9 protein-coding genes are annotated in these 15,710 nt (G+C 73.6%); 4 read left to right on the top strand and 5 right to left on the bottom strand.

What is annotated here, in order from left to right:
• Positions 1-114: 114 nt before the first annotated feature.
• Positions 115-933 carry an SAM-dependent methyltransferase gene (locus OIE47_RS30090; protein WP_326557897.1) on the bottom strand — a complete coding sequence of 273 codons (819 nt, stop codon included), beginning with the start codon at positions 931-933 and terminating at the stop codon, positions 115-117.
• Between the two features lie 158 nt (positions 934-1,091).
• Here OIE47_RS30090 and OIE47_RS30085 point away from each other — a divergent pair, with 158 nt between their 5' ends.
• From OIE47_RS30085 to OIE47_RS30070, 4 genes are all read left to right on the top strand, one after another.
• On the top strand, positions 1,092-4,256 hold the full coding sequence (locus tag OIE47_RS30085) for a BTAD domain-containing putative transcriptional regulator (protein WP_326557896.1): 3,165 nt from the start codon (positions 1,092-1,094) through the stop codon (positions 4,254-4,256).
• Between the two features lie 92 nt (positions 4,257-4,348).
• The gene (locus OIE47_RS30080) at positions 4,349-5,368 is read left to right on the top strand and encodes an ATP-binding cassette domain-containing protein (RefSeq protein WP_326557895.1); all 1,020 of its coding nucleotides are present in this window, start codon (positions 4,349-4,351) and stop codon (positions 5,366-5,368) included.
• 104 nt (positions 5,369-5,472) lie between these two features.
• A complete protein-coding gene (locus tag OIE47_RS30075; RefSeq protein ID WP_442792196.1) occupies positions 5,473-6,228 on the top strand; it encodes an ABC transporter permease in 756 nt (251 codons plus the stop codon).
• Positions 6,229-6,370: 142 nt separating this feature from the next.
• On the top strand, positions 6,371-8,155 hold the full coding sequence (locus OIE47_RS30070) for a ricin-type beta-trefoil lectin domain protein (RefSeq protein WP_326557893.1): 1,785 nt from the start codon (positions 6,371-6,373) through the stop codon (positions 8,153-8,155).
• A 20-nt stretch (positions 8,156-8,175) separates the two neighbouring features.
• Here OIE47_RS30070 and OIE47_RS30065 read toward each other — a convergent pair whose 3' ends face one another.
• The 4 genes from OIE47_RS30065 to OIE47_RS30050 form a co-directional block, all read right to left on the bottom strand.
• The gene (locus tag OIE47_RS30065) at positions 8,176-8,391 is read right to left on the bottom strand and encodes a zf-HC2 domain-containing protein (protein ID WP_326557892.1); all 216 of its coding nucleotides are present in this window, start codon (positions 8,389-8,391) and stop codon (positions 8,176-8,178) included.
• An 89-nt stretch (positions 8,392-8,480) separates the two neighbouring features.
• Positions 8,481-9,062: a sigma-70 family RNA polymerase sigma factor gene (locus tag OIE47_RS30060; protein ID WP_326557891.1), complete on the bottom strand. Its 582-nt coding sequence runs from the start codon at positions 9,060-9,062 to the stop codon at positions 8,481-8,483.
• Positions 9,063-9,241: 179 nt separating this feature from the next.
• Positions 9,242-12,535, bottom strand: a complete 3,294-nt coding sequence (locus OIE47_RS30055) for an AAA family ATPase (protein WP_326557890.1) — start codon at positions 12,533-12,535, stop codon at positions 9,242-9,244.
• The gene (locus tag OIE47_RS30050) at positions 12,532-15,678 is read right to left on the bottom strand and encodes a hypothetical protein (protein WP_326557889.1); all 3,147 of its coding nucleotides are present in this window, start codon (positions 15,676-15,678) and stop codon (positions 12,532-12,534) included. The genes OIE47_RS30055 and OIE47_RS30050 overlap by 4 nt, the downstream gene beginning before the upstream one ends.
• Positions 15,679-15,710: the final 32 nt, after the last annotated feature.

The raw sequence follows: 15,710 nt of genomic DNA, 5'->3' as shown, positions 1-15,710 counted from the left end.
CGGCCGAGGAACGTCAGATATTGACATACTTGTCCCCGATTCAGCGGCATCTGCCCAAGATCGCGTACGCACCGGCCCGACCAGCCGCCCACCTGCACCGGCGTGCCCGGCGGGCTACGGCTTGCGACCCACCGCACCGAACTCATCGACCGGACGCCGGGGTGTCGGATCGGTCGGATCGGGCCGCCACAGCGGGCACGACACCACGCCCGGTTCGACCAACTCCAATCCGTCGAAATACGTCCCGATCTCGGCCGGCGTACGCAGGTGGTAGGGCAACGAACCACTCGCGTTCCACACCGCAATGGCGGACTCGAATGCCGCACCGTCGACCACGTTGGTGCCGTCGGCGACCACGAGATGACTGCCGGCGGGCAGCGCCGCCATCAGCCGGCGCACGATCGACCGGGCCTCGTCGAGGTCGGGGACGTGGCCCAGGATGTTCATCAGGATCAGCCCCACCGGCTGGTCGAAGTCCAGGGTCGCGCGCCTCGCCGCGGCCAGGATCCGGTCCGGGTCGTGCAGGCTGGCGTCGACGTACTCGGTCACCCCCTGGGGAGTGCCGGCGAGCAGCGCACGGGCGTGCGACAGGACCATCGGATCGTTGTCGACGTAGACGATCCGCGACTCCGGCGCCACCCGCTGGGCAACGTCGTGCGTGTTGTCGACCGTCGGCAACCCGGTCCCGACATCCAGAAACTGCCGGATGCCCACCTCGCCGGCCAGATAGGTCACCGCCCGGGACAGGAACTCCCGCGACCCCCGGGCGATCGGCACGATGTCGGGGAACAGATCCCGGAACTGTTCCCCGATCTGCCGGTCCACCGCGAAATTGTCCTTGCCGCCCAGCCAGAAGTTCCAGATCCGGGCCGAATGGGAGACGCTCGGGTCGATCTTGGGCGGTTCGACGGTGGAACCAGAGGTCTCGGTCATGGGGCCGCACTCCTCACACAGGGGCCGACGGAAGATCGCTGCAAAGTAGACGTGATGGAGGTTTGCCGGCAACTCCGATCGACCGGCCGAGCCTGACCTGCGCCGTCGCGACCACGGCCAGCGCAACCGCCGCGTCCCGGTGGGCGACAATGGGTGCCATGCGGTACGGCATCCTGGGCCCGACCCGGGTACTGCGGACCGACGGGGAAGAGGTCACCGTCGGCGGCACCCGCCTGCGCGCCCTGCTCACCCTCCTGCTGGTGGACGCCGGCCGGGTGGTGCCCGTACCGAGGCTCATCGACGGTCTCTACGGCGAGAACCCGCCGCACGGCGCCGCGAACGCCCTCCAGTCACAGGTCTCCCGGTTGCGCCAGGCACTGCCCGGCCCGGACCCGGCGCACCCGCTGGTCGAGTTCCACCAGACCGGCTACCGGCTCGCGGTCGACCCCGAACAGGTCGACGCGCACCGGTTCGACCGGCTCGCCACCGCCGGCCGCCGGGCACTCACCGCGGGCGACCGGACCGAGGCCGCCGCCCTGCTCCGGGAGGCACTCGCCCTCTGGCGGGGCGAACCGCTCGCGGACATCGCCGACACCCCGGCCGGTCGGGCGCACGCGGCACGCCTGGACGAACTGCGACTCGATGCCGTCGAGGACCGGGTCGACGCCGAACTCGGGCTCCCCGACCGGGCGCCGCCGATCGGGGAACTGCGCGAACTGGTCACCGCGTACCCGCTGCGGGAACGGTTGCGCGGGCTGCTGATGCGGGCGCTGTACGCCGCCGGCCGACCCGCCGAGGCACTGGCCGCGTACGAGGACGCCCGCCGTACGCTCGCCGACGAACTCGGTGCCGACCCCTCGGCCGACCTGGTCGCCGTACACCTCTCGGTCCTCCGGGCGGATCAGCCGCCGACACCGGCACCGACCGCCCGGCCGGGGCTGCCCGGCCAGCTCACCAGCTTCGTCGGCCGGGACGAGGAACTGCGTCGGGTCGGCAAGCTGCTCGGCGAGGCCCGACTGGTCACGCTCACCGGTCCGGGTGGCGCCGGCAAGACCCGGCTGGCGATCGAGGCCGCCGGCCGGCAGGAGGGTGAGGTCTGCTTCGTCGAACTGGCCGTGGTGAGCCCCGGCACCAACATGGCCCAGGCCGTACTCACCGCACTCGGACTGCGGGACGCGGGACTGCGGACCCCGGCCGAGCACCGGCAGGTCACCACCGAACGGCTGGTGGCGGCGCTCACCGACCGCCCGGTGCTGCTGGTGCTGGACAACTGCGAACATGTCGTCGCCGAGGCCGCCCGGCTCGCCGCCCGACTGCTGCACGCCTGCCCCCGGTTGCGGATCCTCACCACCAGCCGGGAACCACTGCGACTCACCGGGGAGGCACTGTGCCCGGTCACCGGGCTCGCGCTGCCACCGGAGCGGACCACACCGGCCGACGCCCGCGACTACCCGGCCGTACGACTCTTCGCTGAACGGGCCGTCGACGTGGCACCGGACTTCGATCTCGGCGCCGCCGACCTCGACGCCGTACTGCGCATCTGCCGTACCCTCGACGGGCTGCCGCTGGCGATCGAGCTGGCCGCCGCCCGGCTGCGGACCCTGCCGGTCGCGGACATCGCGGCCCGGCTCGACGACCGGTTCCGGCTGCTGTCGCGGGGCAGCCGGACCGCCCTGCCGCGCCACCGGACGCTGCGGGCGGCGGTCGAGTGGAGCTGGGACCTGCTCGACCCGACCGAACGGATGCTGGCCCGCCGGCTGACCGTCTTCACCGGCGGCGCCACCGTGGAGTCCGCCGAGGTTGTCTGCGGGATGCCCGGCCACGACGTGGTCGAGGTCCTCGCGGAACTGGTCGACAAGTCCCTGGTCGAGGCGCACGACGGGCGCTACCGGATGCTGGACACCGTGCGCGCGTACGGGGCCGAGCGGCTCGCCGAGGCCGGTGAGGTCGACCTGCTGCACCGGGCGCACACGGCCTACTTCCTGGACCTCGCGGAAACCGCCGACCCGCACCTGCGCCGGTCGGAGCAGTTGGACTGGCTCCGGCGGCTGGACGCCGAACGGGACAACCTGCACGCCGCCCTGCGCCGTAGCACCGGTGGCACCGACCCCGCCCCCGCGCTCCGGCTGGTCGCGGCCCTGTCCTTCTACTGGTGGGTACGCGGACTGCGCGGCGAGGCCACGGTCCTGGCCGAACAGGTGCTCCGGACGGTCGGCACCGAGCCACCGCGAGGACTCGAGGAGGAGCACACCCTCTGCCTGCTGAACGCCGCGCTGGGCGGGTTCACCCGGCATCAGCCGCCGACCGGGTCGAACGCGGCCGAGTGGGTGCTGCGTGCCCTGGGTCGGCCACCCCGTCAGCCCTTCCTGCTCTTCCTGTCCGCGATGGCGTCCGGGCCACCGGCGGACAGCACCGAGGCGATGCTCGCGATGATCGACGAGGGCGGGCTGCTCGGCTCGGACCCGTGGGCACGCGCGCTGACCTCGATCGGTCTGGGCCTGACCTGGCTGTTCTCCGGGCAGGCCGAGCCGGCCGAGGCCGCAATGGCCCGAGGGTTGGAGGGCCTGCGCGCGATCGGTGACCGGTGGGGCACCGTGCTGGCGCTCGCCACCACGGCCGAACTGACCGCCGCGCGCGGCGACCACGCGTCGTCCCTGACGTCGCTGGCCGAGGCGCTGCCGCTGGCCGAACAGCTCGGTTCGACCGTGGACATCTCGGATCTGCTGCGTACCCGAGGCAACGTACGGATCCAGGCCGACGACCTGGATGGTGCGTACGCCGACTTCGTCCGGGCCGGACAGCTCGCCCGGCAGGCGGGAGCGCTCGAACTCGCCGCCGCGTCCCGGCTCGGTCTCGGCGAGATCGCCCGCCGACGCGGTGACCTCGACGAGGCCCGCGAGCTGTGCGAGGCCGCGCTGACGGAGTGTCCGCAGGGGTGGTTCGCCGCCGCCGGCACCCGGCTGGACCTGCTGGTGATGCTCGGGCGGATAGCCGAGGTGACCGACGGTGTCGGCGTCGCACGCGACTTCTACGCGCGGGCGTTGACCGGCACGCTCGTGCTCGACAGCCTGCCGCCGCTGGGCGAGGCGGTCGAGGGCCTGGTCCGGCTCGACCTGGGCGGGACCGACCCGACCCGGGCCGCGCTGCTGCTCGGCGCGGTCGACCGGGTGCTGCGCGACGTCACGGTCGCCGGAGCCGCCGAACTCACCCGGATCGCCGACCGTACGAGAGCCGTCCTCGGGGACGCGGCGTACGAACCGGCCTTCGTCCGGGGCACGGCACTCGGCCGCGACCAGGCGCTCCGGGTCCTCGCCGGCCACTGACGCACCGCCCCGGCGGGCCCCGTCAGTCACCGGTGCGTGACCGTCAGTCGCCGGTGCGTGACCGGTCAGCGCGGGGCTCCAGGCTCGGGGTCATGACAACAACACGACCAGCGGTCCTGACCGAGGGGCTGCGCAAACGGTACGGCCCCAACTGGGCGCTCGACGGCTTCGACCTGGCCGTGCCCGCCGGCACGGTGTACGGCCTGCTGGGGCCGAACGGCGCCGGCAAGACCACGGCGGTACGGATCCTCGCCACCCTGCTCAGCTTCGACGCCGGCCGGGCGGAGGTGGCCGGACTCGACATCACCCGCCAGGCCGCCCGGGTACGCGGCCGGATCGGACTCACCGGCCAGTACGCCGCCATCGACGAGATCCTCAGCGGCCGGCAGAACCTGACCCTGTTCGGCCGGCTGCACCACCTCGGCCCACGCCAGGCCCGGCGCCGGGCTGACGAGTTGCTGGAGCAGTTCGGGCTCGCCGACGCGGCCGGCCGATCGGCGGGTGAGTACTCCGGCGGGATGCGCCGCCGGCTCGACCTCGCCGCCAGCCTGATCCGGACCCCGGAGGTGCTGTTCCTCGACGAGCCGACCACCGGCCTGGACCCGCGCAGCCGCAACCGCCTCTGGGACGCCGTACGGGACCTGGTCCGGGACGGGACCACAGTGCTGCTGACCACCCAGTACCTGGAGGAGGCGGACCAGTTGGCCGACCGGATCTCGGTGGTCGACTCCGGTCGGGTGGTCGCCGAGGGCACCCCGAACGAGCTGAAGTCGAAGATCGGCGGCGACCGGGTGGAGGTGGTCGTGCACGACGTGGCCGAGCTGGACATCGCCGCCGGGATCGTCGGGCGGGTCTGCGCCACGACCCCGGACCGCGACCCGGAGACCCGGCGGCTCAGCGCCCCGGTGACCGATCGGGTCGCCGCGCTCGCCGAGGTGATGCGGGCACTGGTCGACGCGGGCGTCTCGGTCGAGGACATCGGCCTGCGGCGACCCACCCTCGACGAGGCGTTCCTGCATCTCACCGGCGGTTCCACGAGCCCACCCACCGGTGGCTCCACGGGCACCGCGACCAGTGCTTCCACCAGCGGAAACGGGGCTGATCGGCGATGAACACGATGGTGGACACCCGTACCGGTGCACCGGTACTGACCGGCGCGGAGCCGGCACCGACCGCGTCGACCCGGCTGCGCTGGGCGGTCTCCGACGCCCGCGCCATGACCGGGCGCTACATGACGCACGTGGTCCGGGCACCGGAGGAACTCATCCTCTACTTCTCCCTCCCGATCATGTTCGTGCTGGTCTTCGGGTACGTCTTCGGCAGCGGCATGGCGGTGCCGGGCGGTGGCGGGTACCGGGAGTTCCTGCTGCCGGGCGTCTTCGTGATGACCATGCTGTACGGCCTCGGCGCGACCGCCACCGGCATCGCCACCGACGTCAACAAGGGTGTGGTCGACCGGTTCCGGTCGATGCCGGTGAGCCGGTCCGCGCTGCTCACCGGCCGGAGCGTGGCGGACCTGCTGCGCGCCCTGCTGGAGATGTCCACCCTGGTCGTCTGCGGCCTGCTGGTGGGTTGGCAGTGGCGCAACGGGTGGGCCGACGCGCTGCTCGCGGTCGCGCTCATCCTGCTGCTCCGGGTCGCGCTCACCTGGCTGGGGATCTACCTCGGGCTGGTGGTGCCCAACCCGGAGACGGTCTCCGTGATCGTGTTCCCGCTCGCCTTCCCGCTCACCGCGCTCTCCAACGTCTTCGTGGCACCGGAGCTGATGCCGGACTGGCTCGGCGCGATCTCGATCTGGAACCCGCTCTCGTCCACCGTCGCGGCGGCCCGCGACCTGTTCGGCAACCCCGGCCTCGGTGGGGACTCGTTCGTCGCCCAGCACCCGGTGCTGCTGGCCGTCTGCTGGCCGCTGTTGCTCATCGCGGTCTTCGCTCCGCTGGCGGTCCGCCGCTACCGGCGCCTGAGCCGCTAGGGGTCGGCCGCTACTGGCGCCTGGGTCGCCAGCATCCACCGCCACCGACGCCCCGAGTCCGGGGCCGGTGGCGGTGGCGGTGAACCGGTGGCGGGTGCGGGCCGTTGTGGGGTTCGGGTCCGGGTGAGTGAGGGAGGTGCCCGTGCGGGCAACGGCTGGCGGCGGAGCCGTACGACGCCTCGGCGGGCGGGGCGTGGCCGCCGTCGCCCGGTGGGCCAGGGCCGGGGCGGGTCGGCTGCCCGTACGGCACCTGCGGCTCGGTCTGCGGCTGCGCCGGGCGGTCGCGGTCACCGCCGTACCGGGACTGGTCGGGGTGTGTGCGGTGGCGGCCGGCTCCGGTTTCGGTGACGCGACCGCGCAGGAGTCCGGCCGCGCGGCCAGCCCGGTTCCGGTGGCGCAGGTGTCGACGATCGCGGCCGCCGCACTGTCCTGCCCGGCGTTGACCCCGGCGAGGGTGGCGGCACAGTTGATGGCAGCGTCGGGGTTCGAGGTGAACCTGCGGGCGGACTCCTCGGGCGGGGCCGGCATCGCCGCGCTGACCGACAGCGCATGGCAGGACTGGGCCCCGTGGCCCAGGGCGCCCCGGCTGGACACCGACGCCAACATCTTCGCCCTCGCCCATCAGATGTGCGACCTGGTCGGACAGGTACGCCGGGCCGGCGTCGACGGGGACCCGTGGCGGCTGGCGCTGGCCGCGTACCGGTCGGGGCTGCCGGCCGTACGGGCGGCGGGCGGGGTGCCGGCGGCGGCGCGCGGGTACGTCGACACCGTGGCCGCGTACGCGACCTGGTACGAGCGGCAGCCCGACCTCACCGCCGGCAGCCCGGGTCCCACTCCCCGCGCCGTCGGGGTGGTGCCCACCGCGGGCACCGCCCCGATCCCGGTGCCGGACGGCTACCTGCCCCTGGTGCTGGCCGCCGGGCAGGTCTGCGCCACGGTCACCCCGGCCCGGGTCGCGGCCCAGCTGATGGCGTCCTCCGGTTTCAACCCGAACCTGCTCAGCGCCGGTGGCGGCCAGGGGGTCGCCCAGTTCCTGCCGCAGACCTGGGCCCGGTACGCGCCCCCGACCGCCTCCCCGTGGGACCCCGACGCCGCGATCCCCGCGCTCGGTCAGGCCATGTGCGTGCTCACCCGCGAGCTGTCCGGGATCGGGACGGACCCGTACCCGATGGCGCTGGCCGCGTACCACTGGGGTAGCGCCGTGGTCCAGCAGGCCGGCGGCCTGCCCGACTCGCCGGGCCTGCGCGAACACACCGCGATGGTGCTCGCCTACGCCGACCACTACGCCAACGACCCGCGGTTGGGTGGCCCACCGGCCGGGGCGCAGTTGCCCCGTCCCGGCAGCCCGGCGGTGCCACCACCGGCCGGATCCGCGCCGCCACCGGCACCACCGCCGGCCGGGGCCGCACCGCCCGGGGCACCACCGGCCGTACCCCCGGCGGCGCCACCGGTCGCGGCCGCGCCACCGCCGGCCGCACCGCCACCCCCGGCGGCGCCGAATCCGCCGGTGAACCCGCCCAAACCCGCGCCGACGACAACCAAGCCGGCGCCGTCCGGGGTCACGATCCACGGGTACGTCGACAAGTGCATCGACGCGTCCGGCTCGGCCGACGGATCACCGCTGCGGCTCTGGTCCTGCAACGGGTCGGCGAACCAGCGGTGGACGTTCGCGGCCGACGGCAGTGTGCGGGCGTTCGGCAAGTGCATGGACGCGGCCTGGGCGTCGACCGCCAACGGCACCACCGTCCAGCTCGCGGTCTGCAACGGGGGCCCGGCGCAGCGGTTCACCCTCAACGGCGCCCACGACCTGGTCAACAAGCTGGCCGACAAGTGCGTCGACGTACAGGACTGGAACACCGGCAACGGTGCCCGGTTGCAGCTCTGGGAGTGCAGCGGTGACGCCAACCAGAAGTGGTGGCGCGGCTGACGCCCGGAAGCCGGGTCTGGTCACCCGGTCGGCGGCTCCCCGTTGATGACCTCGTCGGCGTCGAGCCGCCCGAACGCGGTGACCATCGGCCCGAGCCGGTCACACTCGTCCTGGCAGGAGACGCACCCGGCGAGGTGCCGTTCGAAGGCGGCCTCGGCGTCGGCGTCGAGGGCGCCGAGGAGGTAGAGCCCGGCCGGGTGGTTCGGGTCCGGGTGCGCGGGGTCGAGGTCGGTCATGGATCCGCCGGATCTGCTCGGATGGAGGGCACCACGCGGTGCTGTCACCCCAAGATTAGGACCCGACCCGGCGGGCCGCCGGGGCACGGTCAGTCGGCGTTGGTCGACCCGACGGCCGCCCGCAGCGCCCGCAGGCCGTAGTGGGCGCGCGACTTCACCGTGCCCTCCGGAATACCGAGCCGGGCGGCGACCTCGCCGGTCGACAGGCCACGGAAGTACAGGTCGATCAGGACCGTACGGTGCTCCGGCTTCAGCTTCGGCAGTGCCTCGCGTACGGTGTGCGCGGCGACCACGCCCTCCATCGCGTCGTTGGTCGCCGGCAGCCGAGACATGTCGACGACCCCCACCTCGGTCGGCCGGGCCTGCCGGGCGCGGGCGGCGTCGATGGCGATCCGCCGGGCCACGGTGAACAGCCACCGGCGCTGGGACTCCTGATCCGCGGCGAGCACGTCGATGCTCCGCCAGGCGCGCACCATGGTCTCCTGGAGCAGGTCCTCGGCCAGGTGCCGGGCGCCCAGCGTCAGCCGCAGCAGGAAACGGAAGAGCGGGTCTGAGTGCGTCTCGTACAGGACCGCCATCCGGGCATCGGTGAGACGCCGGTCCGGCCGGGACGGATCGGCGATGTCCCGACCGGTCGAGGACGACACCGCCGCGCCCGTCTCATTGCACACCGCAACCACCGAGTTGCCTCCCCACGCCACCGCCGTCGAGCGGAGCGCCCGACGACTGCCGCCACGTTGCGTTGCCCGGTCTGACCGACGGTGGAGGAAAGGAAACACATGAATGTCTTGAAGATGAATGTTGGTGTGTGGCAAGGCTTTTCGGGCCGTCCGATGTGTCCGATCAGTCCTCAGACATTGGCGCCCACCGTTGGCGAGACGTCCGAAACGCGCAGGATCCGCAGGTCGTCCACACTGGGCGAGGCGACCGACCGGAGCCGTCCGGCCTGCCGGGTCACCGCCTCGTCGAGCAACTGTCGGGCGTACCGGCCGTTGCCGAACGAGCGGCCGGTCGGCACCCGCTCGAAGTGGGCCCGCAGCGCCACCAGGGTGTCACCCGGGCACTCGTAGCCGCTCGCCCGCGCCAGCCCCTCGAAGATCGCCACCAGCTCGTCGGCCTGGTAGTGGACGAAGTGGATGTGTCGGGTGAAGCGCGACTGGAGACCGGCGTTCGCGGCCAGGAACGCGGCCATCTCCTGGTCGTAACCGGCCGCGATCACCACCACCTCGTCCCGGTGGTCCTCCATCAACTTGACCAGCGTGTCGATCGCCTCCCGACCGAAGTCGTTGCGACTGTCGGCCGGGGCGAGGGTGTACGCCTCGTCGATGAACAGCACTCCGCCACGCGCCCGGTCGAACGCCTCCCGCGTACGGTGCGCGGTGTGGCCGACGTACTCGCCGACCAGGTCGGCGCGGGCCACCTCGACCAACTGCCCACCGCTGAGCACACCCAGTGCGGTCAGCAGCCGCCCGTAGAGGCGGGCCACGGTGGTCTTGCCCGTACCGGGCGGGCCGGAGAAGACGAGGTGCCGGGAGACCGGCGGGACCGGCAGACCCGCCCGTACCCGGGCCCGTACGTTCGCCAGCAGGTCGATCAGGTCGGACACCTCACGCTTCACCCCGGCCAGGCCGATCATGTTGTTGAGCTGGGACAGCAGGGCGTCCACCTCGGCCGCGCGGGGCGCACCGGCGCTCACCGCCGAGGCGGCCGCGGCACCCAGGTCCTGGGGCAGCAGTTGGGCCAGCTCGACCCCGGAGGACGCCCCCGCCTCCGACAGCCGGTACGCCTGGCGCCCGATCATCTCCTCGAACACCCGCCGGGCCACCCGGGCGTTGCCGAACGACTCGGTCCGGGGCATCGTGTCGAAGAGCTGGGCCAGGGCCAGCCGGGTGTCGTACTCCAGGGCGTAGTGGTGGGTGCTGCACAGCCGCTCGACGATCGTCACCAGCTCGTCGGTGGTGTAGCTGTCGAACTCCACCGTCCGGGAGAACCGGGACGCCAGGCCGGGGTTCGACGCCAGGAACGTACGCATCTGCGGCGAGTAGCCGGCCACCACGACCACGACCTCGTCCCGGTGGTCCTCCATCAGCTTGACCAGGGTGTCGATCGCCTCCCGACCGAAGTCGTGGCCGGACCCGCCCTCGACCGGGGCGAGCGCGTACGCCTCGTCCAGGAAGAGCACCCCGCCGATCGCCTCGGTGAACTTCTGCGTCGTCTTCACCGCGGTCCCACCGATGTGCTCGGCCACCAGGTCGGCCCGCGCGACCTCGACGAGCGGCCCGCCCGGCAGGACACCCAGCGCGGCCAGGATCTGCCCGTAGAGCCGGGCCACCGTGGTCTTGCCCGTGCCGGGTGCTCCGGCGAAGACCAGGTGCCGCGACATCGGTGGCATCGGCAGTCCGGCGGCGCTGCGGCGGGCGCTGATCCGGTGCAGGCCGACCAGGGTCGCGACCTCCTGCTTGACCCCGGCCAGCCCGACCAGCGCGTGCAACTGGGCCAGCAACGGTGTGACCGGGTCCTCGGCGGCACGCTCGGCCGGCACCGGGTCCGCGGCCGGCTCGCCCGGCTCCGGTCGCTGCGGTTCGTCCGCGTCGGCCCGGACGGGCTCCGGTGACCCGTTCGGTACGCCGTGGCGCACCTGCTGGCCGCCGTTGCCCCGAACGGTCGTCCCGGTCATCGACACCGGTTCGGCCGTGTCCACCCACACGCCGTCACCGGCGTTGTCGAAGACCTCGCAACGGTCCAGCCGTCCCCGCGACCGGGCGGCGAACCGGACGCCGGGACCGCCGTGATGGTGCACCCGGGTGTCCCGGAGGGTGACCTCGCCGGTCCCCTCGACGGTCACCCCCGCGTCGTGCGCCTCGCCGAGGTCGGAGGAGGTCACGGTGGCGGTGCCGCCGGCCGCGACGAGCAGCCCGACCCGGCCACCCCGCAGGTTCGCGTCGTCGATGACGAGCGTTGCCTCGGCGCCGACCCGGATCGCCGCCTCGGCGCAGTCGGTCACGCTGAGTCGGTGTACGGTTCCCCGGCCGCCGTCGACGGACTGTAAGCCGTACTCGGTGGCGCCCTCGATGGTCAGACCGGTGAGCTGCGGGTCGGCTCCGGACCGGAGCAGGACCCCGGTGGTGCCGCCCCGCACCTCGGTGCCGGTGACCTCGCCGGTCACCGACCCGTCGAGGAGCAGTGCCACCCCGTCACCGCCGACGATCCGGCCCCCCTCGACCCGGGGCGAGGCGGTGCCGGTGAGCGCTACCGCCGCCGCGCCCGTCTCCGCGAACTCGCACCCGTCGAGCAGACCGGCCGCGGCGTCGAGCAGGAAGGCACCGTGGCCCCCGGTGCCGGTCACCCGACAGCGGTGCAGTTCCGGGGCGGCCCGACCGGACCAGACCAGTCCGTGTCCGCCGATGCCACGGAACTCGCAGTCCTCCAGGATCGGACTGCCGTCGATGGCGACCAGCCCGGAGCCGGGGGTGTCCCGGACGACGGTGTCCACGACCCGGATCGCACCCTCCTCCTCGACCGCGACCGCCGGGCCGTCGACCGCGCTGATCTCGCACCCGCGTACGGTGCCCCGGCCGCCACGGGTGGAGAGCACCCCGGCGCCACGGACCCCGGACACGGTGCAGCCCAGGAACTCCGGATCGGCGCCGGCGGCGATGACGATCGCGGCGCCGCCGATGTCGGTGATCGCGGTGTTGCCGATCGTTCCGGCGCCCTGCTGCTCGACCAGGAACCCGGCGCCGGTCGGATTGGTCACCGCGCAATCGTCCATCTCCAGCCGCCCGGCCACGGCATGTACGGCCACGATCCCGTCGGCGCGTACGTCACAGCCGGTCATCCGTAACGTGCCACCACCGAGTTGCACCGCCGGGAACCGGTCACTGCCGCCGGTGACCGCCAGTCCGCGCATTGTGGCCGAACCGCCTCCCACGAACACCGCCACACCGCCGTCGGCCTGGACGGTGACGGTGCCCCGACCGTCCTCGGCGACCAGGGTCACGTCGCCGGTGAGCCGCAACTGCTCCCGGTAGGTCCCCGGCTGCACCACGATGGTGGCGCCCGGCGCGGCCGCCGCCAGCGCGTCCGAGATCCTGGACGGGCAGGTGGGATCGTGCTGGGAGACCGACAGCATGTCCTGGCTCACGATCGCGTACCTCCACTGTGCCCGGTCGGTGACCGCCCGTCGGCTGCGCCGGACGGGACGAGCTGCGACGGGATGGCAAAAACCTGACCCGACGGGTCGAGCCCGGGGGCGAACTCCAGGATTCGGGGCCGGTTGACCGCCGTGGCCTGCGTACGGGCGGCGCGCAGCCGGTCGAGCAGCCGGTCCACTCCCCGGTCGCCGCGTACGCCCTGCCCGGCCAGGTCCCGCAGCAGCACCCGGATCGGCTCCTGGTCGTCGTCCGGACGGTCGACCGCGAGAACCGCGAACCGGCTACCGGGCGGGAAGAGGGCGGCGGCCGTGTCACCGGGACTGATCCGGTCGAGCCGGCGGGCGCTGGCGGACCAGATGACGAACTGGACGGTCGCCTCGGACGCCGGGGCGGCGGCGAGGTCGACGTCGACGAAGGCCGGTTCGACCACCTCGATACCCGGCCGGTAGCCGGCGAGTGCCGGCGGCGGTAGCTGGGCCGACGCGTAGACGGGCCCGAGCACGGTGGGTAGCCGGCGTAGCCCGTGCACGGCGCCACGGGCCAGCAGCCGGGCCCGCTCCCCCGGTCCGCCGTTGCCGGCCGGACCATCTTCGACCTGACCCCCGGTCCGCAGCTCCCGGTTCACCGCCTCCCGCTCACCGTCGTGGTACGCCCGCAACGCGACCAGCCCGGCGATCATCTCGGCCGACGCACCGGCGGCACGCATGCCCGGCTCCTCGGCCAGGGTCCGGGTGATGACCCGCACGTGTGCGTCGTACCGTCCGTTGAGGGCGTCCCGCAGGCGTCCGCGGTCGGCAGGGTCCCAGGCCTCCTCGGTGAGCCAGAACGGCGCCGGCACCACCGCCGCCGGCCGGGTTTCGTGGCCGGGCTGCCCCAACCCCACCGGCGTCGCCGTGATCATGTGCTGCGCGTGACCGATGCTGGCCCGGTCGTCGGTGGCCTCGACTTCCGGCTCCGCGGGTGCGGGCGGCCCACCCACGGCCTCGGCCCCGGTGACCGCGCCCGCCGGACTGCCCGCGCCGGCCGGCTGCCGCTGGTCGACACCGTATGGAGAGGGCGCCTGGTGGCCGGTCCGCCCGTCGACAAGCCCCGGACTCCCCGACTCGACAAGGGCCGGGCTTACCGACTCGACAAGGGCCGGGCTTCCCGGATCGCCGAAACCGACGCCACCGGGAAACGGTGTCGCGGGAGTGTCCCGGTCCGGCGGGGGTTGACTGCGCGCCGCCGCCTGCGTCTCGGTCCGGGCAGCACCGGTGTACGCAACCGGCGCGGCCGGCAGCGGGACGGTCGGAGGTGATGCCTGCGGCGGTGCTGCGGCATCGGGCACGGGGACAACCGGAAGAGGTCCCGCCGGGTGCATCATCCGCGGCACCTCCAGTGCGGGTGGGGTGTCGCGCCAACGGGCGGAGTCCAGCAGAGCCACGGATTCGACCGGCACCGGCTCGGCCATGGCCGGGCCTGCCGCGAGCACCGGGCTCGTGTCCACGTTGACCGGCTCGGGCAGCCTCGACGGGTGCTGTCCCGATTCCGCCCGGTCCGGCCCGGCGCGACCCTCGCCCGACGCCGCCGCTGCCGCCGGGACTTCGACCGCCGACCCGATCTCGCCCGCCTCGGGTACGGCCGTCTCATGACCGTCCGCTTCGGGCACAACCGCCCCGGAACCGTCCGGCTCGGGTTCGGCCGCCCCGGGCGCAGCCGCCTCGGGCACGGCCGCTCCCGGTGGTACGGGCACGGCCGCCGTCGGGCTGCCCGGACGACGTCGCGTTCCGGCCGGCACGGGAAGAACACGTCCGACCGTCCGGTGACGTGGACCCGCTGGTGGGGTGGCGGTTCTCGGCGCCCACCGCCGGAACTGCCCCTCCGTGACGAGCAACCCGTGCGCGGTCACCGACACGGCCGCGTCGGCGACGTACACGGTCCCGCCGAGTGCGTCCGCGAGTCCACCGAAGAGCAGGTCAGCGGCCGGACCGCCGGGGAACGTGCCCGAACTGAGCAGGACCACCGGCCGGGTCGACCCACGCTTGGCTGCCACGATCAGCTTCGCCAGGCCGGTGGGCGGAACGGGCCGGCCGGCCACCCGGAACCCGGTCGCCCCGATCTCGACCTCCACCAGGAAGCCCGCCGCCAGCGGCATCCCGACCGTAGGCGCGTCCTCGGCCAGGAACGACCAGCCGGCCGGTGTGGACCGTCCGGCAACCTGCGGCTCCGATGCGGCCACCGCCACCGGGACAGGGCTGTCGACGGCGGGTACCACTGCGGCCCTGCCCGGCAGCGGCGCCGCTGTCGTACCGTTCGGCGGTGCTACCGTCACGTTGACCGGCGGTGCCGCCGCACCGTTCGGCGGTGCTGCCGTCAGATTGACCTGCGGTGCCGCTGTCGTGCCGGGTCGGCGCCGGTTGCCGCCATAGGGCAGGTAGCGAGGGATGGATGGGCCGGCCAGCTGCCCGATGCCGGGACGCCGGAACACCGAGGCGTCGGCGGGCGGCTCAGCCCGTCGATCCGCGTTCACCCTCGCGGTCGGGATCGTGGTCGCGCCCATGTCCACGCCGGTGTCAGCAGTGGAAGCTGTCGTGGGCTCAGCACTCACGACGGGGGCTGTTGTCAGGTCCGCGCTCACGACGGGGGCCGTGGTGGCGTCCCCGCTCGTCGCCGGGGTGGGCATCGGTGCCGGTGGTCGTGGCGGCCATTCCGGTTCCGGAACCGGTGTCCCGCCCGGCGCGCAGCTGAGCCACTCCCGCCCACCGGTGAGCGTTCCGGGCTGCCCGCCGTCGTCAACGCTGCACGGATCCAACGGCAGGACGACCTCCTGCCCGATCCGGTCCGCGAGGTCGCGGACCAGGAGATCCACTGCCACCGGCTCGGCGTACGTGCCGAGGCAGAGCAGGCGGATCCCGGCTGCGCTCCCGCCGAGGTGCTCGGCGAGGAGTTCGGGCAGCAGCGTGGACAGATCCGGGAGGGCGGTCACCGCAGGGGTGCTGAGCACGGTGACCCGGTCGGGCTCGACCGGCAGGGCGGCGGTGAGCCGGATCATCGGCGCCGGGTCGTCGGCGGCGGTACGCAGCAGGAGCGCGTCACCGGTAAGCGCGGCGATCACCGACCCGACGGCCGGGGCCGTGGCGCGCTCTGAGATCACCGGACCGCCCCTTCCCGCATGGCCCTGGTCCG

Source organism: Micromonospora sp. NBC_01796, from assembly GCF_035917455.1.
GTDB lineage: Bacteria > Actinomycetota > Actinomycetes > Mycobacteriales > Micromonosporaceae > Micromonospora_G.
This window is presented reverse-complemented; position numbering and strand designations above follow the sequence as displayed.